Genomic DNA, 23,030 nt, shown 5'->3' with positions numbered 1-23,030 from the left:
CGCGGCCGGTCGGCTGACCGCAGGACGTGATCGTCCAGATGGACATAGAGTGCGGTCAGAAGGGCGTCCAGGTTTGTCTTCACACACTGATCATGAGCGCCCTTCGTCATGCCCGCAGCGGTTCAGAAAACCCCCATCAACGATCTAGGCGTTCTCAGGGTGCTCCCCTACGCCGGGGGCGGTACGCGGCCAGGGCGGCTGTGATCGGCGAGTCGTAGCACAGGTGCCGCTGTACGGCCGATGCCCGGCCGCGTGCCGTACCCGCAGCATCATGGACATGACGAACACGACGCAGACCATCATTCGCCCCGACGCCCCCGTCCATCCCCACGGCGGTCCGCCGAAGCTCTCGCCCGCGGAGCTGCGCGCCGCGCAGACCGAGACCCTGCAAGGCCCGCGCCTGAAGCACGGCCTCCTGGCCCGGATGCTGTTCAAGCAGATGGACCTGGTCTACGGCCGCGAGCGCACGCTCGTGAAGTTCACGATGCTGGAGTTCATCGCCCGCGTCCCCTATCAGGCGTGGGAGCGGATGGGCTACCTGTCGCTGTCGCGGCACCGCCGGCGCTCCGCGCTCGCCACGCGGGTGTACGAGCGGATCGTCGAGACCCGCGAGGAGCAGGACAACGAGCAGTGGCACCTGCTGATCCTGCAGGACATCGTCCAGCGGGACGGCCTGAAGCAGTCGTTCGTGCTGCACCGGCTGGCGCCGTGGCTCGTGGCGTTCTTCTACTACCACGTGTCGTGGCTGCTGTTCCTGCTGCGGCCCGAGATGAGCTACCGGCTCAACGCGGACTTCGAGGACCATGCCGAGCACGAGTACATGGCGTACGTCGCCGAGCACCCCGAACTGGAGCGCGTCCTCGCGCCCTCGACCTACGCCGCCCAGTACGGGCACCACGGGTCGCTGGCCGATCTGCTCCGCCAGATCGGCCACGACGAGCGGGTCCACAAGCTCGACAGCCTGGTCAACATGCGGGCTCCCCGGTTCCGGGACTAACGGTGCCGGAACGCGTGGCCGCGGCCGGGTCAGGAGGCGGCGAGGGCGGCGCCGCTGGCGATGCCGAGGGCCAGGGAGAGCAGCGCGGCGGCGGTGGCGACCGCGGTGGCCGCCGCGGTGGCGCCGGACGCCCGGCGCGGCGCGCCGGACGGGCGGCGGAACAGCGGGACGATCCAGCGCAGGTAGTAGAAGACGCTGGCGACCGTGTTCACGGCGGCGACCACCGCGAGCCACGTGTAACCGCCGTCCAGCGCGGCGCCGAACATCAGGACCTTCCCGACGAACACGGCGGTCGGCGGCGTCCCGACGAAGCCGAGCAGGCAGACGACGAGGGAAAGGCCGAGGGGCGGGGAGGCGCGCAGCAGCCCGGCGTACCCGGCCAGGTCGTCGCGGCCGGCGGCGAGCACGACCGCGAAGGCGCCCATGTTCGTCACCGCGTAGGCGGCGAGGAAGTACAGGAGCGCGGGGCGGGCCAGGTCGGTGCGTCCCGCCATCGCGACCGGGACGAGCAGGTAGCCCGCCTGGCTCACGGTCGAGTACGCCAGCAGGCGCCGGACGTTGTCCTGCCCGAACGCTGCGAGGTTGCCGAGCGTCATCGTCGCCGCCGCGATCACGGCGAGGAGGGCGGGCCAGCCGGCCGGGGCGGTCTCGGCGCCGAACCGGTAGAGGGCGGCGAACGCGCCGATCTTGGGGACGGTGGTGACGAACGCGGCGACGGCGGGCGGGGCGCCCTCGGTCACGTCCGGCACCCAGTAGTGGCCCGGGACGGCGCCCGCCTTGAACAGCAGCCCGGCGAGGAGCGCGACGAGGCCCGCCGCGACCGCCGCCGCGGGCGCGTCCGCGAGCCCGGTCCGCAGCACCGGGTACGCGGTGCCGCGCCCCACCCCGGACAGCAGCGCCACGCCGCCGAGCATGACCACGCCCAGCAGCGCGCCCATCAGGTAGTACTTCAGTGCGGCCTCGGTCCCGGGCGCGTCCTTGCCGAACCCGGCGAGCGCGTAGGCGGGGATGCTCGCCAGCAGGTAGGCGGCGACCAGGACCAGCAGGTCGGACGAGGCGCCGAGCATGATCGTCCCGAGCGCGGACAGCAGCAGCAGCACGTAGTGCTCGCTCTCGCGCGGATGGTCGCGGACCTGCCCGGCCGCCAGCAGGACGACGGCGAGCGTCGAGCCGAGCACGGTGATCCGGGTGACGTGCGTGATCGGGTCGACGGAGAAGGAGTCGAAGGCCATGAGGGCCGGACGGGTCGCAGCGACGCCCGCGAAGGCCAGCCCCGCGACGAGCCCTGCCGAGCAGACCGCCGCGACCGGCCACTGCCGCACCCGGGGCAGGAACATCCCGGCGACCAGCCCCGCGACGGCCGCGGCCAGCACGCACAGTTCGGGGGCGAGGTCGGCGGGGTTCTCGTTCATCAGCGGCCCACCAGCCCGACGACGGCCGCCGACAGCGGCTCGATCGTGTCGAGCAGGACGCGCGGCGCGACGCCGATGAGCAGCGACAGCGCCAGCAGCGGGACGAGCGCGGCCAGTTCGGGGCGCCGCAGGTCGGTGACGAGCGAGGTCAGCTCGCCGGGCGGCCCGACCACGGCGCGGTGCAGGACCCGCAGGAAGAGGGCGGCCGTGACCAGGATGCCGAGGACGGCCAGCGCGCCGGTGACGGCCGTCGCCACGGTGCCGCTGCCGATCGTCCCGGCGAAGATCTGGAACTCGGCGACGAACCCGGACAGGCCCGGCAGCCCGAGCGAGGCGAACGCGGCCACCGAGGTCAGCGCGGCGAAGACGGGCGCGCCGCGCGCGATCCCGCCGAACCGCCCGAGGTCGTAGCTGCCCGCCCGGTCGTACAGGACGCCGCACAGCAGGAACAGCGCGCCGGTGACGAGGCCGTGGCTGACCATCTGCGTGACCGCGCCGGTGACGGCGAGCCGCCGCGCGTCGGCGTCGCCGGCGGCGTACCCGGCCGCGCCCAGCGCGAGAACGATGTAGCCCATGTGGTTGACGGACGTGTACGCGACGAGACGCTTGACGTCGTCTTGCGCCAGCGCGACCAGGGCCCCGTAGAGGACGCCGACCAGTCCCACGATGAGGAACACCAGGGCATAGCGGCGCCAGGCGTCCGGGAGCATCGGCATCGCGATCCGGACGAGCCCGTAGGTGCCCATCTTCAGCATGACCCCGGCGAGGACCGCCGACCCGGCGGCGGGCGCGTCGACGTGCGCGGGCGGCAGCCAGGAGTGGAACGGCACGACCGGCGTCTTGATGCCGAGGCCGATCCCGACGGCGAGGAGCGTCAGTGCCGCCAGCCCGCTCCGTCCGGCCAGCGGCGGGGTGCGGGTCAGCTCGACCATGTCGAACGTGTGGGGGTCGGCGCCCAGGTACAGGCCGATGAACCCGAGCAGCAGGACGAGCGACCCCAGGAACGTGTAGAGGAAGAACGTCAGCGCCGACCGCGACCGGTCCCCGTGCCCCCACAGCAGGATCACGAAGTACATGCCGACGATCGACAGGTCGAAGAAGACGAAGAACAGCAGCAGGTCGAGGGCCGCGAACAGCCCCAGGCACACTGTCTCCAGGAAGAGGAACAGGATCGCGAAGGCCCGCACCCGGTGCGTGTGCCGCAGCGAGTACACGGCGCACGCCGCGAACAGGACGGCGGTCAGTGCCAGCAGCGGCAGCGACAGGCCGTCCACGCCGACGTGGTAGCCGGCCCGGACGGACGGGATCCACCGCACGTTCGTCTCGTACGCGATCCCGCCGCCGGTGCCGTGCGCGACCCACATCCCGATGACGAGGGCGAGGTCCAGGACGGTGACGCCGATCCACGTGTACGGGACGGCGCGGCGCGGGACGGCGGGCAGCACGAGCGCGACCGCCAGCGGAAGGAAGATCACCAGATTCAGCAAGGGCTCACCCGACCAGGACGGCGACGACGACGAGCACCGCGAGCACCACCGCGGCCTGGGCGTAGTACATGTGGACCTGTCCGGTCTGCGGGCGCCGCGCGAGGGCGCCCAGCCCGCGGGCCGCGCGCCCGACCGCGGCGACGAGGCCGTCCACCCGGAACTCGACGCGGCGCCCGGCCAACCCGGCGACCGCTTGGCCGCCGCGTGCGACGCCCTGGACCGCGCCGTGAACGACCCGGTCGTCGAAGCGGGCCAGCAACCGCGCGACGGCGAACGCCGGACGGACCACCACGGCCTCCGCGGCGCGGCCGACCACCCGTTCGTCGAACCGGGCCAGCGCCCGCGCGGCGGCGAACGCCGGACGGACCGCCCCGGCCGACGCGGCGCTCTCCAGCCAGAGCCAGTTCACCGCCCACCCGGGTTCCGGGATCCGCCGGACGGCCATGACCGAGCCCACGGTGACCACGGCGAGGACACCGGAGAGTGCGATCAGCCACGGGTCGGGCCCGCTCTCGTCCGGCACGCCGAGCATCCGCCGCCAGGCGTCCGCGACCGGGGGCACGCCGAGCACTCCGAGCACGGTCGCCGCGAAGGCCAGCACGACCAGCGGCGCCTGCTGCGGGAACGGCACCCGGAAGGCGCCGCCTCCGGCCGGACGGAACGCGGCGAGCAGCGCTTTCGCGGCATAGGCGGCCGACAGGACGGAGGCGGCGAGCCCCACCGCGAGGAGTGCGGGCGAGCCGCCGACGCCGGCGAGGACCTCGTCCTTGGTGACCCACAACGACAGCGGCGGGACACCGGCCAGCGCGAGCGCCCCGGCGCCGAACGCCGCGCCGACCGTCCGGTGGCGCCGCGCCGCGCCTTGCAACGCGTCCAATCGCCGCGTCCCGAGCACGCCCAGCCACACGCCTGCGCAGAGGAACAGGAGGCTCTTCACCGCGGCGTGCGCGACGAGCTGCGCCGTCCCGCCGCCCACCGCACCGGCGCCCGCCCCGAGAACCATGAACCCGATCTGCGAGCACGTGGACGCGGCGAGAAGCTGTTTCAGGTCGCGCTGCGCAAGCGCGACGGCACCCAGGACCAGGGCGGTCACCGCCCCGGCCCAGCACACGAGCGTTGCCGCCCAACCGGTCGCGGCCAGCAGCGGATGCACGCGCATCAGCAGGTACGCGCCGGCAGCGACCATCGTGGCCGAATGCAGGAGCGCCGACACCGGGCTCGGGCCGTCCATGGCGCGCGACAGCCAGAACGAGAACGGGAGCTGCGCCGACTTCCCGAGTGCCGACACCACGAGTCCGGCGGCGATCAGGTCCCGCCAGGGGGTGCCGGCCGCGGCGAGGTCGTCCAGCCGCAGGGAGTGGGCGCCGGCGACCGCGAAGCCCGCCGCCGCGTAGAGGCCCGTGTCGGCGGCGCGGGTGGTCAGGAACGCGACGCCGGCCGACCGGACCCGCCGCGCGTCCGACCACTCGTAGCCGATGAGCGCGTACGACATCGCGCCCATGACCTCCCAGCCCATCAGCAGCAGCACCAGGTCGGTCGCCGTCACCGTGACGGCCATCGCCGCCGCGAACAGCAGCATCAGGCCGTGGAAGCGGGCGCCGTACCCTTCCCCCGCCGCGAAGGCGAGGACCGCCGCCAGGACGGCGGCGAGCGTCACGAGGAGGACGGCGGACAGCCCGTCGACCGCCAGCCCGCCCGGCCATCCGGGAAGGAACGCGCCGTGGCCCGGTCCGCTCATCCCTTGAGGTCTCCCGCGTCGTCGGTCATGTCCACGTCGCGGGCCCGGAACAGGGCGGTGACGACCGCGAACCCCATCGCCATCTCCAGCGCCATCACCGTGATCGCGACGAGGACGAGCACCTGCCCGTCCGCCATGCCGGGCGACACCCAGAACCAGAACGCGGCGGCGGCGACCACGATCCCGTTGATCATGAGTTCGAGGCCCATCATCAGCATCACGATCGACTGCTGCGACAGCGCCCCGAACAGCCCGACGCAGAACAGCGCGGCCGCGAGCAGCAGGAACGCCTCCAGCGTCATCGCGCACCGTCCCCGTCGCCCCGGGAGTCGTAGCGGCCCCGGTGCGCGGCCAGCACCACCGACGCGATCATGGTGGCCAGGATGGCGACGCCGATCACCATCATGGCCAGCATCTTCGGCCCCATGATCGCCTCACCGAGCGCCACCGTGGGATCGCGCGGCGCGCGGCCCGCCCGCTCCGGCCAGGGGACGGTGAGGATTCCGGCGGCCAGGGCCGCGAAGGCGGCGCCGGAGATGCCGAGCGCGCCGCGCTTGTTGTGCAGCATCGTCATCGGCATCAGCCCGCCGGGGTTCATCATGTACATGACCATGAAGACCGCCATCACCAGCATCTCCATGATCATCATGAGGACGACCAGCACGCCGAGGTAGTGCAGGTCGATCAGGAGCAGCTCGCCGCCGACGCACAGGAACGACGCCAGCAGCGCGAACGTCGCCCGCGCCATCGAGTCGACGACGAACACGGTGACGCCCGCCCCGACGGCGGCGACGGCCAGCACCCAGAACGCGACGGCCTCCACAGCGCTTCCTCCTCACGCGGTCCATGCGCGACTCCCCACGTGCGCTCCTCCCACACACCTCCTCATACGACGACGATCGCGACGACGAGCATTTGCAGCACCGAGGCCGGGATCAGGACCGTCCACGCCACGGTCATGGCGCGGTCCATGCGCAGCACCGGCAGGCGCTGCCGCGTCCAGACCAGCAGCGACAGGACGGCGCACGTCTTCAGCAGCGACCACAGCCACGCCGGCAGGAGCGGCCCCGCACCGCCGCCGAGGAACAGCGGGACCGCGACGGCCGAGGCCACCGCCAGCAGCCCGTAGCGTCCCGCCAGGAAGACGAGCCGGTCGGGCCCGGACAGCTCGGCCAGCACGCCGCCGGCGACGTCGTCGCCCACGGGATGGTCGAACGGACCCCAGAACGCCATCGCCGCCGCCGAGACCAGGTAGACGGCGAACGCGACCGGCATCCAGACCGCGAACCACAGGCCGTCCTGCGCCTGCCCGATGGCGCGCAGGTCGAGCGAGTGCGCGGCGAGCCCGGCGGTGATGAGCGCGAACATGTGAGGCAGCTCGTAGGCGAGCCCCTGCGCGAGGAACCGGTAGCCGCCGACCAGGCCGAACGCCGAGTTGACGCCCCAGCCCGCGAGCCACACCGACCCCCAGGCGACGACCTCCATCGCGTTGAACCAGACCACGCCGATCCGCGTCCCGACCGCGACGCGGTCGCCGAGCGGCACCACCAGCGCCGCCAGCGCCGCCGCGACCGGCAGCGACACGACCCCGATCCTGGTGAGCAGGACGTCGGCCCTCGCCGTGACACGCCGCTGCGTCGTCAGCAGCCGCGCGGCCTCGCGGAACGGCTCGGCCGGGCGCCCGGCGAACGCGCCGCCGAGCGACGCCGCCGCCGCCGCGAGGACACCGAGGACCAGCACCTCAACCATCGGCGACCGCCCCGAGGTCGGGATCCAGGCTCGCGACGATCAACCGGGCCTGGGCCAGTTCCGCCCCCTGGAGGAGCACCGGCAGGACGGCGGCCGTCTCGTCCCAGCTCTGGCGCGGCCGGACGGGGCGTCCCTCCAGGGCCGCGCCGATGTCGCGCAGCCAGCCGTCCAGCCGGTCCTTCACGAAGCCCCGCGTCATCCAGGCCAGCGCGCGCGATCGCCCGACCATCCGGGCGAACGACGCGAACCGCCGCACCAGCGCGTCGTCGGAAGCACGGGCCAACGCCTCGTCCCGCAGCACGGCCGCGCGCTCCCCGGCCGCCTCCCAGCCCGCCACGCGCAGGAGCCGGGAGAGGCTGTCGAGACGCGACGCGGCCTGGCGCTCCTCCGTCCAGAACGTTCCGCCGCCGGTGTCGACCGCGGCGACCGCGGCCGCCTGGACGACGTCCCCCTGCAACGTCAGGTCCACGCGCAACCCCGCAGGCCAGTACGACAGGACGGGGCCGAGCGGCACGTGCAGGACGTCCAGCTTCAGGCCGTCCCGGTCGTCGGCGCGGTCGGCCATGTCGGCCTCCAGGTCCAGGGCGGGGCGCGGGCCCCCGGGTTCCCCGTCCAGGTCGAGGGCCGAGGCGCGGACGCGCGGCTCGGGCATGTCGCGCCAGACCACGTCGATGGCCTCGGTCAGCGCGGGCCCGGGGTTCCCGCACACCACCAGCATCCCGGTCTCGGCGGACGACAGGGCGGGACGCCACCGGCGGCCTCGCAGCGCGCGTTCGACCGCGAGGCGGTCGCGCGTGCCGTCCGCCGCCGAGACGACGAACGGGCGCGGCGCCGCGAGCCGCCTCAGGCCGGGGGACCGTGTCAGGCCCATCGGAACACCCCCTCCCGCCACGCGTAGAGGACGCCGACCAGCAGCAGCGCCAGGAAGGCGAACATCTCCACGACCGCCTTGACGCCGATCGACGCGACGACGAGCGCCCACGGGTACATGAAGACCATCTCCATGTCGAAGGCGAGGAAGACCATCGACACCGTGTACCAGCGCACGTGGTAGCGCGACACCGCGTGCTCGGCCGGGCGCGCCCCCGACAGGAACGGCCCGCTCTCGAACGCGCGGGGCGCCGCCGCGGACGAGACCGCGTAGACCCCGGCGACCAGGGCCGCCACCAGCCCGAGAACCGAGAGGACGGCGGCGAACGGCGGCATTGCCCCTCCGGGGTACGGGTCACCTGCTAGTCGCCCTCTACCTGATCGGTCCCCCGGTGAAACATCTTCCGGCCCGGCCGTTCCGCCGCCGGGACGGCCGTGGCCCCGGGTCAGGCGTGGCGGACGCGGTCGGCCTCGGCGGCGGCGAGGATCATCTCGTCCACGACCCAGCGGGCCTCCGGGGACAGGTCGACCAGGGCGCGCAGCACCTCGGGCCGGATGATGCCCTGCTCGACGTCCCGGCGCAGGGCCTTGAGCGTGAGGTCCTCGCCGATGGGCCCGGACTCGCCGGCGAAGCCGAAGTAGCCGATCGGCACGCCGAAGAACGTGGCGAGCGCCGTCAGCGTCTTCAGCTGCGGATTCTCCTGCCGCCCGGTGCGCAGCTTCCACACGGTGGTGGAGGAGATGTCCTCACCGGTGGCGCGCGCGATGGCGGCGGCCGTCTCCACGTTGTTGCGCGGCGGGTCCGCGTCCGCCGGCCAGAGATTCTGGATCAGCCACTCGACCTTCTCGGCGAGCGACGCTCCCGGCGGCACCTCATCCGCATGACGCTGCATTCGGCTCCCACTCCCCCCATCGCCAGCGATTTAAGTTGACCACATCCTCGTTCGTCAGCCAAGGACATGCGTCCGGACGGGACGTCGGGCCCCCGAGCCGGGCACCGGCTCCCCCGGCCGCAGCGGGACGTCCGCGGAAGCCGGAGACAGGAAATTGGCCCTGAAATTCGCACGGACCTTCGGCCCACCGAGTGGTCCGCTTCCGTTTCCCGTCGCCGCGAACCGCCAAGGACATCCATTTTCATCACGCCGAGAAATCCAATATGAAGCGCATTATTTAATCCGGCATTCACGACAAAAGTGCCAACACCCTCTAGCGCGAATCACCGCCCGGCAATGGCCTCGGACAACCCCGCCGGCGCGGCCTTACAACGGCACATGATGCCAGGTAACACCCAAGGTCAGGAGAGGATTCCCGCATAAATACCCCACCGGCGAAGCGTTGATCGTCAATGATTCCCGCCTCCGTCGCCTGTGCAGATGGGACCTCTCCGGCACACTGGGCAAGTGGGGCGGCGATGCCAGACGGGGCGAAGCCGGTCGACTCCCCTCCGCGCACGGCCGAATCCTCAATTCCAGTTCTTCGGCAACGCCTATTCCACTAGCATGTTGTTCACTCGCTCACGGGGACTGGGAATGCCCCGCCGGGCCAAGGGGTTTTCGAGGACGCGGAGGGGCGGTCGGGGGGGCCGCCCCTCTCGCATGCCCGGCACCGGCCGAGACGAGCACCCGGGCCGCACCGGGGGGCTAGAGACTGGTGACCAGAGTCTCGGCGAACCGGCGGATGGCGCCCTCGTCCCGCTTGTAGAAGTGCCAGGCGCCCATCTTCTGCCGGGTGACGAGGCCGGCCTGATGCAGGATCTTCAGGTGGGCCGAGACGGTCGGTTGCGACATGCCCGCCCGTTCCTGGATGGTCGACACGCACACCCCTTCGACGTCGAAGTCGCCGACCGCCTGGTGGCCGAAGTTCGCGGCGGGGTCCCTGAGCCACTGGAGGATCTCCAGCCGTGCGCGGTTGGAGAGGGCACGCAGCACATCGACCTCGATCCCCTGCACCACGTCGCTCATGAGGCCAGGGTAGCCGCAGCCCCACGGGGCGCCGGCACGCGCGGGACGGCACCTCGGCGGCCACACGCAGAGTCATATTTGAATTTAGCTATATGACGATGTAACTTCCTCCGGGCGTCCTCCTGCGGGGTGGCGCACGCACCGCACCGCGGTCCGGCCCCGGACCGGCGGCCATCGACAGCAGGGAGCACGCCGATGAAGATCGGAATTCTGGGCACCGGGCGCATGGGGACGAGGCTGGCGGCGATGTACGCCCGCGCGGGCCACCAGGTCGTGCTCGGATCCCGCGACACCGCCCGCGCCCGGCGCATCGCCGGGGGCCTCGCCCTCCCGGGCCTCACCGGCGGCGACTACGACCAGGCCTTGGAGGCGCCCGTCGTCCTGCCCGCCATCTTCCTGCGCGACGGCCTGCTGACCCGGCTGGAACCCCTGCGCGCGGCGCTCGCGGACAAGATCCTCATCGACATCACCAACCCGTTCAACGCCGACTACAGCGACTTCATCACCCCCTGGGACACCAGCGGCGCCGAGCAGATCGCCGCGACGCTGCCCGGCACCCGCGTCGTCGGCGCCTTCAAGAACGTGTGGTGGGAGGTCTTCGACGCGCCGGACTTCGACGGACTCGCCAGCGACGTCTACGTCGTCTCCGACGACGAGGACGCCAAGAAGCAGGTCATCGCGCTCGGCGAGGGGACGCCGTTCCGCTACGTCGACGCGGGCCGGCTGAGCAACGCCCGCACCGTCGAGCGGATGACGCTGCTCAGCGGTGAGCTGGGCACCCGCCTCGGCTTCTTCCCCCGGATGAACTACACGCTGCTCGGGCGGCCATGGCGGCCCGGCCAGGCGGACGACACCGTCGGTGCGCTGATCGCCCGAGCCGGGGGCGGCGCCGAGTGAGCGCCGTGGCCGAGCGCCTGCGGGCGGCCGGACTGCGCCTTCCCGAACCGCCCAGTCCGCTCGGACGATACGTCCCCGCCGTGGCGGCCTCCGGCCTGCTGTTCCTCAGCGGGATGCTGCCGCTGCGCGACGGAGAGCCCGTCATGTCGGGACACCTCGGACAGGAGCTCGACACGGCGGCCGGCCGCGAGGCCGCCCGGGTGGCGGCCCTCAACGCCCTCGCCGTGGCCGACGCCGAAACGGGCCTGGACTCGGTGACGCGCGTGGTGCGGCTCGCGGTGCACATCGCCTGCGACCCCGGGTTCCGCCACCACGCGGCCGTGGCGGACGGGGCGTCGGAGGTCTTCGACACCGCCTTCGCCCCCACCCGCCACAGCCGGCTCGTCTTCGGCTCGACGGCGCTGCCCGCCGGGATGCCGCTGGAACTCGAAGTCGTGCTGGCGCTGGGCACCGCACCGTCCTGACGTCCCGTAGCCATGGACGCGCGGGCGAAGCGGCTCCGCTGTCCGGGCACGAAGAGGCCGGTCTCCCACCTGGGGACCGGCCTCTGCCCCGCCCGCCCCACAGCGGCCATCCGGGTCAATTCGCGGACGGTCCGCTTGGGCCGGGCGGCGGGCCGGGGGCGTCGAGGCCGAGGGCATGGTGCATCTGGTCGGCTGTCCAGGCGGTGTACTCCTGCTCGCTCCAGCCCCGCGTCCGGACCAGGGAGCGGTAGTGGGACGGATCGTTGAACATCCACACGACGTCCACGGCGCGCTCACGATCGAGGCGGAGTCGCCCGGGGCCGACCGCCTCGATGCGGTCGATCACCATGGCGGCCCCGGCGCGCCGGTTGCGCTGCATCGTCTCCCACAGGCCGGCCGGCTCGGGGCCCTCGTCCGCGGCCCGGCGCACCACCTCGAAGATCTCCGCGGCGCGCGCGCCGATGATGCGGCAGACCTCGGCGTAGGCGGTCAGGACCGCGACCGGCGTCGGCCCTTCCATCACCGGACGGAACCAGGGGCGCTCGGCGACCGGCACGGGCTCGTCGTCGCCCGCCAGCGCCTGGTCCACCACCTCGCGCAGCAGCGCGGCCTTGGAACCGAACGCGGCGAAGGCGGTCGGTCGCGCCACCGCGGCCTCCCTGGCGATGTCGGCGAGGGACGCGGCCGCGTAACCGCGGTCGACGAAGAGCCGCCCCGCCGCCGCGACGATCGCCTGCCGGGTCTGCCTGGCCCGCTGATCACGCAGCGGCGAGTCGTACCGGCGCCGCCCGCGGGCCGCCGTGCCGTCGTTGACGCCCATCACGAGGCATACTAGCGTATTATTCAATAGACGTTGTCTCTTCAAATTGGAGGCGGCCATGGCGTCCGTCGTCCGTCCCTACGTCCTCGGGAGCGCCGAAGGGCAGGCGCTGTGGTTCCTCGGCAACCTCGTCACCGTCAAGGCCGCGGGCGCGCAGACCCGGGGCCGGCTCACCGTCGCGGAGTTCCTCCAGCCGGCCGGCTTCGCTCCGCCGCTGCACCGGCACCTGGAGGAGGACGAGATGTTCCACGTCCTTTCCGGGACCGCCCGCTTCATGTGCGACGGGGAGGAGTTCACCGCCGGCCCGGGGGACTTCGTCCTCCTGCCGGTCGGACTGCCCCACACGTTCGTCGTCGGCTCCGGCGAGCCCCTGCGCTGTCTGCAGATCACCACACCGTCCGGCTTCGAGGAGTTCGCCGCGGAGGTCGGCGTCCCGGCCCGCGAGCGCCGGCTCCCCGAACCCGAGCCGGTCGACCCCGCGGCGCTCGGCCATGCCGCCGCACGCCACCGCATCGAGATCCTCGGCCCTCCACCGGCGGCCGGTGCGGGTTGACCCTGACGTCGCGGGAGGCTTGAGGATCGGGGCATGAGCGAATACGTCAGCCCCGTCCCCCTGCCTGCGTACGACGCGGCGCCGGCCGACATCTGCCGGGAGATCTACGGCATGCCGATGTTCGTCCGCGTGCCCACGCGGGACTTCGCGGCCTCGAAGGACTTCTGGATCCGGGGGCTCGGGTTCATCGACCTGTTCTCCATCCCGGATCAGGTGGTCCATCTGCGGCGCTGGGCGTTCCAGGACGTCCTCCTCGTCCCGGGGGAAGAGGGCGGAGAGGGCCCGATGAGCGTCAGCTTCGCGTGCGTCCTGGGCCAGCTCGATGAGATCATCGCTCGGTGCGAGGAGCTGGTGCCGGGGTGCACCAGCGGCCCCGCGGACATGCCGTGGAACTCCAGGGAGCTGACGATCAGCACGCCGGAGAACGCGCGGGTCGTGATGACGGCCGCCATGCCGCTCGATCCGGACGGCCCGCAGGCCGACTACCTGCGGGCGGGGGGAATCGAGGTGCCGCGCGCTTGAGGATCGACGTCCCCGAGGACCTCACCGTCGGGCGGGCCGCCGCGCTCGTCGGGGTGACCGTGAAGACGCTGCACCACTGGGACGCGGTCGGCCTCGTGCGTCCGAGCGGGCGCACGGCGGCCGGGTACCGGGTGTATTCGGGCGAGGACGTCGCCCGGATGCACCGGGTCCTCGTCTACCGGGAGCTGGGGCTGCCGCTCGCCGAGATCGGCCGGCTGCTCGACGACCCGGGCACGGACGCGCGCGACCATCTGCGCCGCCAGCGGGCGCAGCTCGCGGAGCGCATCTCCCGCCTGCAGGCGATGGCGTCGTCGGTCGACCGCCTGATGGAGGCGCTGGACACCGGGATGCCGCTGCCGCCGGAGGAGCAGATCGCGATCTTCGGTGACGACTGGCGGCCCGCCCTGGTCGAGGAGGCCGGGGAGCGCTGGGGCGGCAGCGCGCAGTGGGCCCAGTACGCCGAGCGGGCGGCCGGGATGACGCCCGCCGACTGGAAGGAGGTCGCGGCGGAGACGGCCGTGCTGGAGGCCGACCTCGCCGCGGCGATGGGGGCCGGCGCCGAACCCGGGTCCGCCGAGGCGAACGTCCTCGCGGAACGGCACCGCGCCCTGATCTCGCGGTATTTCGACTGCACGCACTCGATGCAGGTCTGCATCGGCCGGTCGTTCGGCGCCGATCCCCGCTTCGCCGAGCACTACGACGCGTCCGCACCCGGTCTGGGCGCCTGGCTGCGCGAGGTGATCTTCGCGAACGCGCGGGCCCGCGGTGTGGACCCGGAGTCCGCGACGTGGGAGTGACCTCAGCCGCGCGGGGCGTACATGATGATCAGGACGCCGAGGACGCAGACGGCGGCCCCGGCGGCGTCCCAGCGGTCGGGGCGGAAACCGTCCATGACCATGCCCCAGGCCAGGGAGCCGGCGACGAACACGCCCCCGTAGGCGGCCAGGACGCGGCCGAAGTGCGCGTCGGGCTGGAAGGTCGCGACGAACCCGTACAGGCCGAGGGCGACGAGCCCCGCGCCGATCCACCAGCCGCCCCGGTGCTCCCGCACGCCCTGCCAGATCATCCAGGCGCCGCCGATCTCCGCCACCGCGGCAAGGACGAACAGGACCAGGGACCGCGCGATCGTCATATCGGAACCGTACTCATGCGTCCGAACGCTCCGGCGCGTTGCCGGGGTCCGCGAGTTCGGCGAACGGCAGGGGGCAGCACGGCTCCCCCGCGCAGGCGATCAGGTCGTCGCAGCCGGCGTCGAGGGCCTCGCGGAGCGTGGACCGGATGACCTCCAGGTCGGCGATGCGCCGCTCCACCTCCGCCAGTTTCGCGCGGGCCCGCACGGCCAGCCCGGCGTCGCGCCGGCCGTGCCGGTGCCGTGCGGCCTCCAGCAGCCCGGCGACCTCGTCCAGGGTGAACCCGAGCCGCTGCGCCGTCTTGATCACCCGCAGCACCGTGACGGCCTCGACCGGGTAGAGCCGGTGCCCGCCCAGCGTCCGGGCGGGCTCGGCCAGCAGCCCCCGCCGCTCGTAGTAGCGCAGCGTCTGCGGGTTCACCCCTGCCGCCGCCGCGACCTGGCCGGAGCGCAGGCCCTCGTACCCGGTGCTCGCGACGTCCGGCGACGGCGTGCTCCTGATCGGCACCTCGGTCATCCCTGCTCCTCGTCCCCGGCGGAGGCCACGACCCGACGGTAAGGCTGTACCTCGCTACCGGATGCAACCCCGGAGGCCGCCGAGCGCATCCCGCCGCAGATGAGAAGGGCGCGACGGGATGGGCCCATCGGGACGTCCGGGGGATCGCGGACTCAGACGGTGGCGCCGTCGCTGATGTGCAGGACCGCGTCGGCCGTGTCGAGGATCGCCTGGTCGAGCGGGAAGTAGCCCTGGGCGGGGGTGGTGTCGGTGCGGACGCGGGCGGACGGGACCGCGGCGGCCGGCGTCAGGTCCCAGGTGGTGACGCGGCTCTGCAGGACGCCCTCGAAGGTGCCCGGCTCGGGCTCCGCCAGCTTGATCGTTTCACTGCGGCCCAGGCTGCCCGCGACGAAGACGTACCGCTCGTCCAGCAGCGACGCGATGATGGCGCCGGCGCCGAACCAGGTGAGGTCCATCTCCCACATTCGCAGGTGGCTCGGGTTCCTCTGCAGGTGGGCGTTGTGCGCGAAGACGAGGGTCGGGCCGCGGCGGGCCTCCTCGTCCCTGATGTCCAGGAGGTTCTGGGCCATGAGCGCGTCCCGGGTGGCGCCCAGGCGCGAGACGCGGGCGTCCTGCGCGATCCGCTGCGCCGCCCGCTTGTGGTAGCGCAGCAGGCCGAGCCCGGCGGTGAGGCGGATCCGGGCCCGGATCCACTCGGTGCGCGACGTCCCCGCGATCAGTTTCGGGGCCCGCTCGTACAGGGCGGTGAGCATGTCGTCTGCGATCGTCCGCAGCTTCTCCGCCTCGGCCGTCGCGCCGATCGACATGGCCGGGTCCATGACCGCCTCCGAGCGGCTCCACCGGTGGTCGTCGCCGGTGAGGGCCGCGATGTCGAGGTCGAGGCCCATGTAGTCGCGGGCGTGTTCGAGGTAGGCGCGGGGGCTGGGGGCGCTGATGGTCTCCATCGGAGCGTCGAAGCCGTGGAAGGCCAGGCGCTCGTGCGGAGGACGGTCCTCGTTGTACTCCCGCATCCAGGCGACCAGCCGCCGGTTGGCTTCCAGGTCTCCGAAGCCGTGCGAGAAGCCACCGCTCATCACGGCGTCGAGGCTTCCCTTCCCGTCCCGGACGAAGTCGTCGACGGCGAGGGCGGCCACCCGGTCGGTCTCCATGGCGACCGACCGGAAGCCGTGGTCGGCCAGCCGCGGGAGCAGTTCGTTGCGGACGCGGCCGAAGGCCGGTTCGAGGTGCGTCGGCTCGCCGAACGCCAGCAGGTCGCATGACGGGGGCGCGAAGTCGCGCATGTCCTGACTCATGTGGTGAAATCGTATCGTTGAAAAAACGGTTGATACTTTCCTGCCCATGACCGGGAGAACTCCCGGAGAACCCTCAAAGCGGTGATCACCCTGCGGCCGTCCGACCTCGCGCGGGAGCACGGCATCTCGCCGCAGGCGGTGCGCAACTACGAGCGCGACGGGTTCCTCCCGCCCGCGGAGCGCACGCCCAGCGGCTACCGGATCTACACCGAGGTGCACGCGGCCGCCCTGCGCGCCTTCCTCGCGCTCGTCCCGGCGTTCGGGCACGCGGCCGGCGGCCGGATCATGAACGCGGTCAACGACGGCGACCTCGACGACGCCCTGCTGGTCGTCGACCGCGGCCACGACCAGGTGCTCCGCGACCGGGAGACCCTCGCCGCGGTGAGGAGCGCGGTGAACCACCTGCTGGAGGAGCCCGGCCCCGTCCCGGACCGCTCGGCCGTCCCCGGTCCCCGGACCATCGGCGAACTCGCCCACCGGCTCGGCGTCACCCCCGCGACCCTGCGCAACTGGGAAGGCGCCGGCATCCTCGCGCCGGCGCGCGATCCGTCCACCGGTTACCGGGTCTTCCAGGCGAGCGACGTCCGCGACGCGGAGCTCGCCCACCTCCTCAGGCGCGGCGGCTACCCGCTGGAGCACATCGCGACCGTGGTCCGGCAGGTCCGGACGGCGGGCGGCACCGAACCCCTGGCCGAGGCCCTGGACGACTGGCGCCGCAGGCTCACCGCGCGGGGTCGCGCGATGCTCGACGCGTCGGCTCAGGTGAGCCATTACCTGGACGTGCTCGACCGCGCCAGGGGGCGAAGGGATCCAGGGTGATCAGGGCCTGCAGCAGGACGGGCCCGAGGGCGAGGCTGAACAGGCAGTCGGTGAGCCAGTGCTTGTCGACCACGGTGAGGGCCACCGCCGTGATCGTTCCCGTCACCACCGCGACGTCGCGGCGGCGGCGCGGCGGCAGTGCCGCGGCGCACCGGGGAAAGGCGACGACCGCCAGTTCGAGGATGACCCAGATGAGCACGAACCCGTTGAGCGTGTGGCCGGACGGGTAGGCGTCGCCGCGGACGAACAGCACATCGGTTCCGCTGATCGGGAACGTCCGGGGGATCGCCGCCTTCAGCAGCAGCTGCAGCCCCGAGAGGACACCCACGATCAGCACGCTCACCAGCGGGTACCGCAGAGAACGCCGCCGGATCGCGGCGATGATCGCGAGCGGGACGATGACCCGGGCCAGGTAGCCGCGCTGACCGAGCCATGCGAAGACGTCCACCGCCGTGAGCCGCAAGCCCCGGATGTGCGCGTCGCTCCACTCGTGGACGATCCAGTCGAGGCGGCGGAGCGGACCGTCCAGCAGGACGTCCACCGTGACGGCCACCATGACCGCCACCAGCAGCGCGTACCAGCTCCTGGACCCCCACCTCACGGCGGGAGCATTCCCCGGCGCGAGCCGGAACCACCTCATCAGGACGTCAGGATCACATGCTCCCCACCCGTGCAGCACGAGACGAGCTCGTCACCGAGCACACAGAAAGAGGAAGAAGGCGCCCAGAACCGCGTCCGAAAGAAGTGCTGGTACCCCCGAGCGGATTCGAACCGCCGTTACCGCCTTGAGAGGGCGGCGTCCTAGGCCACTAGACGACGGGGGCAGGACCATGACCCTTACGCGATCTCCCGCGCGGGCCTCGCCCAGCTTACCGGACCCCGACCCCCACCTCGAACCGGTTTCCCCCGAATCCCCATGAGGACCCCGACACCGTTGCGGACGCCCCCATGACTTCCGCCTGCGTGGCCGACGAGGTGGGCGGAGACGAGTTCCGCCGAGAACGCCTTCTCAGCGCCCCACAGACGCAACAACTCACATCGTCGAAGACACGAATTCGGCCGCCCGGCCAGAAGAAACCGCAGGAAGGCGCAGAAAACCCTCTTGGACGTCGCACAAGAAAAACGCTCTACGCGTACGCCCCAGCGAAAGTGAGGGCGAAGCCCGAACATCGGGGGTTCCAGGGGGTCGCCCCCTGGGAAGACACTGCGGGCCCCGGCGAAGGTGGGCCGAAGGCCCACCGAGCAGGGAAGCCCGCCTCGGGGGTTCCAGGGGGTCGCCCCCTGGGAAGACACTGCGGGCCCCGGCGAAGGTGGGCCGAAGGCCCACCGAGCAGGGAAGCCCGCCACGTACCCCCGAGCGGATTCGAACCGCCGTTACCGCCTTGAGAGGGCGGCGTCCTAGGCCACTAGACGACGGGGGCGTGTGTCCGCCTGGGCGGACGCAGCTGGGGTACCAGGACTCGAACCTAGACTAAGTGAACCAGAATCACTCGTGCTGCCGTTTACACCATACCCCAGTGAGGTACGGGCTCCCGAGCCGTTTCCGGCTGGTCGCTCGCGCCTCGATGAGAATACAGGACAGCGGGAGTAGGGCCAAAACGATTGGCCGGCCGGTGGGTCAGCGGGTGAAGTCGGGCGGCCCGATGTGCTCGCGGCCCCAGGCGACGAGGGGCCGGAGGCGCCGCCAGGAGGCGCGGACCCGGGCCAGGACCTCGTCGGGGTCGGACATCCACGGGTCGGCGGGCCAGCCCTCGCGGGCATAGAGGGAGCGGTGGCGCAGCAGGTCCAGCCGGGGGTGGTCGGGGTCCGTCCCGCGCGGGCGGGTCTTGAGGCGGTCGCCGGCGATCTCCATGCCCGCGGCGCGGAGGGCGTCCACGACGGCCTGCAGTTCGGCGCCGTACGTGTCGGAGGCGACGGCTTCGCGGTAGCGACGGAGCTGGTCGGGGGTGGGGGCGTACATGCCGCCCGCGACCATGAGGCCGTCCGCGTCGACCTGGATGTAGAAGCCCTCGCTGGTGTGGCCGCCCTGGTGCGTCTTGTAGGGCGACTTGTCCTTGCTGAACCGGACGTCGCGGTAGGGGCGGAAGAGCTTGACCGCGCCGAACTCGTCTTCGAGTTCGGCGCACAGCTCGGTCAGAGGTTCGCGCACGTGGCGCTCGTAGGCGTCCTTGTGGGACGTCCAGTAGGTCTTGCTGTTGTCGGCCTGCAGGCCCTCGTAGAAGGCGAAGGCCTCGTCGCTGAAGCCGGTGAACACCAGCGCTCCTCAGTCGCGGGGGATGACGCGGTTGGTGAGGCTGCCGATGTTCTCGACGGTGACGGTGACCTCGTCCCCGATCTCCAGCGGGCCGACGCCGGCGGGGGTGCCGGTCAGGATGACGTCGCCGGGCAGCAGCGTCATGACCTGGCTGACGTACTCGACCAGCGTGGGGATGTCGTGCAGCAGCAGGGACGTGCGGGCCTCCTGCCGGACCTCGCCGTTGACGGTCGTGGAGATCGCGAGGTCGGCGGGGTCGACCTCGGTCTCGATCCACGGGCCGATCGGGCAGAACGTGTCGAAGCCCTTGGCCCGCGTCCACTGCCCGTCCTTGGCCTGGAGGTCGCGGGCGGTGACGTCGTTGGCGCAGGTGTAGCCGAGGATGACCTCGGCGGCGCGGGACGCCGGGACCTCGCGGCACATCCGGCCGATGACGACGGCGAGCTCGCCCTCGTGGTCGACGCGCTCGGACAGCTTCTGCGGGTAGGCGATCGCCTCCCCCGGGCCGATCACGGCGGTGGACGGCTTGGAGAACAGCACCGGCTCGGCGGGCGGCTCGTCCCCGCCCATCTCGCGGACGTGGTCGGCGTAGTTCTTCCCGATCGCGATGATCTTGCTGGGCAGGATCGGCGCGAGCAGCCGGACGTCGGCGAGCGGGAGGCGCTGCCCGGTGAAGGTCAGCTCGCCGAACGGGTGGGCCGCGATGACGGCGACGGTGTTCTCCTCCACCACGCCGAAGGACATGCCCTCGTCGGTGGAGAACCTTGCGATACGCATGGTCAAGAGCCTAGTACGCCGCTCCGATCAAGCAGGCCGTCCGGACCGCCGCGCCGGTCAGAAGCCGCATGCCCTGCCGTTCAGCTGGCAGGACTTCGGGGTGGACGCCGTTCCGGCCGCGCCGTACTGGATGTCCCACGTCTCGCCGGGCGGGATCGCGGGGGCGCCGTCCAGGTTCCTGATCTCGACGGTGGAGCCGCCGTGCACGAGCCGCGCGCCCCAGATGTTCTTCACGTCCGCGCCCGGGGCCTTGAACGTCAGCTTCCAGGCCTTCATGGGCTTCTTGGTGCGGTTCGTGATGACCAACTTGCCCTCGAAGTACCCCTCGTCCTGCTGGACGAGCTGGTACGTGACGCCCTTGCCCTGCACCAGCGGCCCGACCGGGGCGGTGGTCGCCGGAGGCGGCGTGCCGGGCTGCTGCCCGCCCGGCTGCTGACCTCCGGGCGGCTGGGCGGACGGGCCTCCGGACTGCGGGGGCGTCGCGGGCGCGCCGCCGGGCGAGGGGGCGCCGGGGGACGCGGGCCCCGCGCCGCCGCCCTCCGTCCCGGGCGTGCTCGCAGCCGGGGACGCCTGCCTGCCGTCCTTCCCCTTCGTGTCGGAGCCGCCGCCGAGCATCAGCACCGCGACGCCGGCCAGGACCAGGACCACCACCGCGGCGACCAGCCCGATGAGGATCATCGGCCGTCCCGAGCGGGACGGACGCGGCCCTCCGGGAAGCCCGCCGGACGGCGAGGCGACCGCGGGCGGCACCGGCGGGACGGTGGACTCGTTCGGCGGCATCGTGCCCTGGGCCGGAGGCATCGCGCCCTGGTGAGGGGGCGGCGTGCCCTGATGGGGAGGAGGCGGTGCGCCCTGGGCGGGAGGCGGTGTCGCGGGCATCGCGTAGGCGAACGCCGGCCCGCCCTCCGCCGGGGTCGCCGCCTCTGCCTCGGCGGCGAACTGCTCCGTCCACGGCGCCTCGGGGACCGCCGGCGGCGGCACCGGCGCGGCGGCCTGTGCCGCAACCTCCGCGGGCGGCGCCTGCTCCGAGGCGGGCACCTGCTGAGGGGGCTCCGGCTCGGAGAGGGGCGCCCGCTCGGGAGTGCGCTCCTGCTGGGGCACGGGCGCCTGAAGGGGAACGGGCGCCTGGGCGTACACCGGCGCCGGGATCGCGCCGTGCTCGAAGGCCACCGGCTCCGGCTGGGGCGGGACGGACGATGCGGGCTCGGCGGGCTGCTTCATGGGGATGTCGGTGGCGGTGACCGACGCCTCGACCACGGTCGCGGGCGGCTCGACCACGGTCGCGGGCGCCTCGTCCTCGGCGTCCGGGGGCGGCGGCTTCTGGAAGGTGATGACGGGCGGGCCGTCCCCGAACGCCGCCGGTCCGTCCTCCGGGTCGTCGGCCAGGTCGTCGGCAGGGCCGTCCTGGTACGTCGTCTCGGGGTCGTCCTCGGGATCGTCCTCCGGGTCGTCGGCGGCGCCGGCGGGAAGGTCCTGGAACGTCACGCCGTCCATCCGAGTGGCGTCCTGGGACGTGGCGCCCGCGTCGAAGAGGGTGTCCACCGGCTCGTCCACGGCGGTCGCATCGGCCGCCGTGCCCGGCCGGCCCGGGTCCTCGGGCACCGCGCCCTTGCCGGGAACGCGGAACTCGGCGGTGGTCTTGTGGTCCGGGGGCACGTACCCGGGCTCATCGCCGCTCAACTCGTCCACCTTCCGCTGTCGTCGACCTCATGGAGTCCGACGACGAGCATGGCGGATAGGTTCACATCCGGGGGCCTGAACGCGTCAGCCGGCCGGCGCCGGTTCGAGGCCGCGGCGGGCGGCCTGCCGCATCTGCCGGTTGAGCGTGGCGGTGATCAGCTCGATGGCGTCGGGGGTGGTGGCGTCCTGGGCGCCGCTGAGCCACCGGGTCGCCTCGGCCAGCAGCTCGTCGGCCGCGTCGTCGGCTCCGGCGTCGGCCATCCGCCCGAGGACGGCGCCGAGGCGCAGCGCGGCGTCGGCGCTCCCGGACTCGGCGGCGCGCCGGTACCAGTCGGCGGCCTGCTCCAGGTGGCCCTCGCGCTCGAACGTCTCGCCGAGGCCGAACGCCACGTCCGCCCAGGTCCCGTCCGTGGGACGCCCAAGGTCCTCGGGGCTCCAGGGTCGGACGGGCATACGATCACTCCGGCAGGTCGGGTCACTGACGTCGGTTCGCGGGAACACGGCGTCCTCACGGGAACACGGTTCAAATAACACAGCGTCTTCCAGCGCCACGGTGTCACAGGGACACGGCTTCACAGGACACAGCGTCGGTTCGAACACGGCACGCGAATACCGCACGCGTGCCGCGCGACTTCTATAGTGGATCCTTCAACTGAAATCCGCCACCGGTTTCGCCGGATCGGCGGACTTTCTGCGCGACCGCACCGGTGCTCACGGAAAGTTGCTCGTTTTCGAACGGGCAAGATGACTCCCCCGGTCATCCGTGAGCACCGCGGCGACACGGCTAGCGCACCAGATCCTTGTAGTCCGGGTGCTTGCCGATCCACTTCTTGATGAACGGGCACACCGGGACGACCGACAGGCCCTTGGCACGGACGTCGTCCAAGGCGCCCTGGGCCAGCGAGCTTCCCACGCCCTTGCCGCCGAACGCGGGGTCGACCTCGGTGTGGATGAAGACGAGGGCGCCCTCTCCCCGCTCGTACTCGACGAACCCGGCGAGTTCGCCGTCCAGCCTGATCTCGTAGCGGCTCTGCTCGGCGTTGTCGGTGATCTCAGTGCTCATGCTCCGATAATGCCTGCGGCCGCCAGGAG

Annotated in this window: 27 protein-coding genes and 3 tRNA genes; 7 read left to right on the top strand and 23 right to left on the bottom strand. The window is 72.4% G+C overall.

The features are described 5' to 3' along the window. Positions 1-277: 277 nt before the first annotated feature. Positions 278-997 (top strand): alternative oxidase, encoded by a 720-nt coding sequence (locus ABWI07_RS36340; protein WP_353821329.1) that lies wholly within the window; start codon positions 278-280, stop codon positions 995-997. A 29-nt stretch (positions 998-1,026) separates the two neighbouring features. On the opposite strand, the gene ABWI07_RS36335 is transcribed toward ABWI07_RS36340, so the two are convergent. The 10 genes from ABWI07_RS36335 to ABWI07_RS36290 form a co-directional block, all read right to left on the bottom strand. Next, the gene (locus ABWI07_RS36335; protein WP_353821328.1) at positions 1,027-2,409 is read right to left on the bottom strand and encodes an NADH-quinone oxidoreductase subunit N; all 1,383 of its coding nucleotides are present in this window, start codon (positions 2,407-2,409) and stop codon (positions 1,027-1,029) included. Further along, positions 2,409-3,896 carry a complex I subunit 4 family protein gene (locus ABWI07_RS36330; protein WP_353821327.1) on the bottom strand — a complete coding sequence of 496 codons (1,488 nt, stop codon included), beginning with the start codon at positions 3,894-3,896 and terminating at the stop codon, positions 2,409-2,411. The genes ABWI07_RS36335 and ABWI07_RS36330 overlap by 1 nt, the downstream gene beginning before the upstream one ends. Positions 3,897-3,900: 4 nt before the next feature. Further along, a complete protein-coding gene (locus ABWI07_RS36325; RefSeq protein ID WP_353821326.1) occupies positions 3,901-5,634 on the bottom strand; it encodes a proton-conducting transporter transmembrane domain-containing protein in 1,734 nt (577 codons plus the stop codon). Continuing rightward, positions 5,631-5,936: an NADH-quinone oxidoreductase subunit NuoK gene (nuoK, locus tag ABWI07_RS36320; RefSeq protein ID WP_353821325.1), complete on the bottom strand. Its 306-nt coding sequence runs from the start codon at positions 5,934-5,936 to the stop codon at positions 5,631-5,633. The genes ABWI07_RS36325 and nuoK overlap by 4 nt, the downstream gene beginning before the upstream one ends. Beyond that, positions 5,933-6,457 carry an NADH-quinone oxidoreductase subunit J family protein gene (locus ABWI07_RS36315; RefSeq protein WP_353821324.1) on the bottom strand — a complete coding sequence of 175 codons (525 nt, stop codon included), beginning with the start codon at positions 6,455-6,457 and terminating at the stop codon, positions 5,933-5,935. Before ABWI07_RS36315 ends, nuoK begins: the two co-directional genes overlap by 4 nt. 62 nt (positions 6,458-6,519) lie before the next feature. Continuing rightward, positions 6,520-7,383 (bottom strand): complex I subunit 1 family protein, encoded by an 864-nt coding sequence (locus tag ABWI07_RS36310; protein ID WP_149257861.1) that lies wholly within the window; start codon positions 7,381-7,383, stop codon positions 6,520-6,522. After that, the gene (locus ABWI07_RS36305) at positions 7,376-8,254 is read right to left on the bottom strand and encodes a hypothetical protein (protein WP_353821323.1); all 879 of its coding nucleotides are present in this window, start codon (positions 8,252-8,254) and stop codon (positions 7,376-7,378) included. Before ABWI07_RS36305 ends, ABWI07_RS36310 begins: the two co-directional genes overlap by 8 nt. Continuing rightward, a complete protein-coding gene (locus tag ABWI07_RS36300) occupies positions 8,245-8,589 on the bottom strand; it encodes an NADH-quinone oxidoreductase subunit A (protein ID WP_149257863.1) in 345 nt (114 codons plus the stop codon). Before ABWI07_RS36300 ends, ABWI07_RS36305 begins: the two co-directional genes overlap by 10 nt. 110 nt (positions 8,590-8,699) lie before the next feature. Continuing rightward, entirely contained in the window at positions 8,700-9,146 is a 447-nt protein-coding gene (locus ABWI07_RS36295) for a helix-turn-helix domain-containing protein (protein WP_141577646.1), read from the bottom strand. Positions 9,147-9,893: 747 nt separating this feature from the next. After that, a complete protein-coding gene (locus ABWI07_RS36290; RefSeq protein ID WP_149257864.1) occupies positions 9,894-10,214 on the bottom strand; it encodes an ArsR/SmtB family transcription factor in 321 nt (106 codons plus the stop codon). A gap of 195 nt (positions 10,215-10,409) precedes the next feature. Between ABWI07_RS36290 and ABWI07_RS36285 the strand changes: the two genes are divergently transcribed. Then, positions 10,410-11,111: an NADPH-dependent F420 reductase gene (locus ABWI07_RS36285; RefSeq protein WP_149257865.1), complete on the top strand. Its 702-nt coding sequence runs from the start codon at positions 10,410-10,412 to the stop codon at positions 11,109-11,111. Next, complete coding sequence (locus ABWI07_RS36280; protein WP_200841702.1) at positions 11,108-11,575, top strand: RidA family protein; 468 nt, start codon at positions 11,108-11,110, stop codon at positions 11,573-11,575. Before ABWI07_RS36285 ends, ABWI07_RS36280 begins: the two co-directional genes overlap by 4 nt. Positions 11,576-11,690: 115 nt before the next feature. Here ABWI07_RS36280 and ABWI07_RS36275 read toward each other — a convergent pair whose 3' ends face one another. Next, the gene (locus ABWI07_RS36275; protein ID WP_149257867.1) at positions 11,691-12,395 is read right to left on the bottom strand and encodes a TetR/AcrR family transcriptional regulator; all 705 of its coding nucleotides are present in this window, start codon (positions 12,393-12,395) and stop codon (positions 11,691-11,693) included. A gap of 58 nt (positions 12,396-12,453) precedes the next feature. On the opposite strand from ABWI07_RS36275, the gene ABWI07_RS36270 reads away from it, so the two are divergent. From ABWI07_RS36270 to ABWI07_RS36260, 3 genes are read left to right on the top strand one after another with little or no spacing between them, the layout of a single operon-like run. Continuing rightward, on the top strand, positions 12,454-12,948 hold the full coding sequence (locus tag ABWI07_RS36270) for a cupin domain-containing protein (RefSeq protein WP_149257868.1): 495 nt from the start codon (positions 12,454-12,456) through the stop codon (positions 12,946-12,948). A 33-nt stretch (positions 12,949-12,981) separates the two neighbouring features. Next, positions 12,982-13,470: a VOC family protein gene (locus tag ABWI07_RS36265; protein WP_353821322.1), complete on the top strand. Its 489-nt coding sequence runs from the start codon at positions 12,982-12,984 to the stop codon at positions 13,468-13,470. Next, entirely contained in the window at positions 13,467-14,267 is an 801-nt protein-coding gene (locus ABWI07_RS36260; protein ID WP_149257870.1) for a MerR family transcriptional regulator, read from the top strand. The genes ABWI07_RS36265 and ABWI07_RS36260 overlap by 4 nt, the downstream gene beginning before the upstream one ends. Positions 14,268-14,269: 2 nt before the next feature. Here ABWI07_RS36260 and ABWI07_RS36255 read toward each other — a convergent pair whose 3' ends face one another. From ABWI07_RS36255 to ABWI07_RS36245, 3 genes are all read right to left on the bottom strand, one after another. After that, complete coding sequence (locus tag ABWI07_RS36255) at positions 14,270-14,602, bottom strand: YnfA family protein (protein ID WP_149257871.1); 333 nt, start codon at positions 14,600-14,602, stop codon at positions 14,270-14,272. Positions 14,603-14,615: 13 nt separating this feature from the next. Further along, a complete protein-coding gene (locus ABWI07_RS36250) occupies positions 14,616-15,116 on the bottom strand; it encodes a MerR family transcriptional regulator (RefSeq protein WP_149257872.1) in 501 nt (166 codons plus the stop codon). Between the two features lie 152 nt (positions 15,117-15,268). Then, positions 15,269-16,408: an erythromycin esterase family protein gene (locus tag ABWI07_RS36245; protein ID WP_353821321.1), complete on the bottom strand. Its 1,140-nt coding sequence runs from the start codon at positions 16,406-16,408 to the stop codon at positions 15,269-15,271. An 81-nt stretch (positions 16,409-16,489) separates the two neighbouring features. Between ABWI07_RS36245 and ABWI07_RS36240 the strand changes: the two genes are divergently transcribed. Beyond that, a complete protein-coding gene (locus ABWI07_RS36240) occupies positions 16,490-17,227 on the top strand; it encodes a TioE family transcriptional regulator (protein ID WP_149257874.1) in 738 nt (245 codons plus the stop codon). Here ABWI07_RS36240 and ABWI07_RS36235 read toward each other — a convergent pair. From ABWI07_RS36235 to ABWI07_RS36195, 9 genes are all read right to left on the bottom strand, one after another. Next, a complete protein-coding gene (locus ABWI07_RS36235; protein WP_149257875.1) occupies positions 17,130-17,828 on the bottom strand; it encodes a phosphatase PAP2 family protein in 699 nt (232 codons plus the stop codon). The two genes, ABWI07_RS36240 and ABWI07_RS36235, sit on opposite strands and share 98 nt — an antisense overlap. Before the next feature lie 147 nt (positions 17,829-17,975). Continuing rightward, positions 17,976-18,051 (bottom strand) — tRNA-Glu (locus ABWI07_RS36230). 524 nt (positions 18,052-18,575) lie between these two features. Further along, a tRNA-Glu gene (locus ABWI07_RS36225) sits at positions 18,576-18,648 on the bottom strand. 24 nt (positions 18,649-18,672) lie between these two features. After that, a tRNA-Gln gene (locus tag ABWI07_RS36220) sits at positions 18,673-18,744 on the bottom strand. Positions 18,745-18,845: 101 nt separating this feature from the next. Continuing rightward, entirely contained in the window at positions 18,846-19,481 is a 636-nt protein-coding gene (locus tag ABWI07_RS36215; RefSeq protein ID WP_353821320.1) for a DUF2461 domain-containing protein, read from the bottom strand. Positions 19,482-19,490: 9 nt separating this feature from the next. Then, on the bottom strand, positions 19,491-20,258 hold the full coding sequence (locus ABWI07_RS36210) for a fumarylacetoacetate hydrolase family protein (RefSeq protein ID WP_353821319.1): 768 nt from the start codon (positions 20,256-20,258) through the stop codon (positions 19,491-19,493). A gap of 57 nt (positions 20,259-20,315) precedes the next feature. Beyond that, positions 20,316-21,938, bottom strand: a complete 1,623-nt coding sequence (locus ABWI07_RS36205) for a cellulose binding domain-containing protein (RefSeq protein WP_353821318.1) — start codon at positions 21,936-21,938, stop codon at positions 20,316-20,318. A gap of 84 nt (positions 21,939-22,022) precedes the next feature. Next, entirely contained in the window at positions 22,023-22,391 is a 369-nt protein-coding gene (locus tag ABWI07_RS36200) for a tetratricopeptide repeat protein (RefSeq protein WP_149257879.1), read from the bottom strand. A 331-nt stretch (positions 22,392-22,722) separates the two neighbouring features. Then, positions 22,723-23,001, bottom strand: coding sequence for a GNAT family N-acetyltransferase (locus ABWI07_RS36195; RefSeq protein ID WP_149257880.1), 279 nt, complete (start codon positions 22,999-23,001; stop codon positions 22,723-22,725). Between the last annotated feature and the right edge of the window lie 29 nt (positions 23,002-23,030).

Origin of the sequence: Actinomadura sp. NPDC000600, assembly GCF_040492135.1 — a bacterium.
Taxonomy (GTDB): domain Bacteria; phylum Actinomycetota; class Actinomycetes; order Streptosporangiales; family Streptosporangiaceae; genus Spirillospora.
Note: the sequence above shows the minus strand (reverse complement) of the source record. Positions and strands in the feature narration are given on the sequence as shown.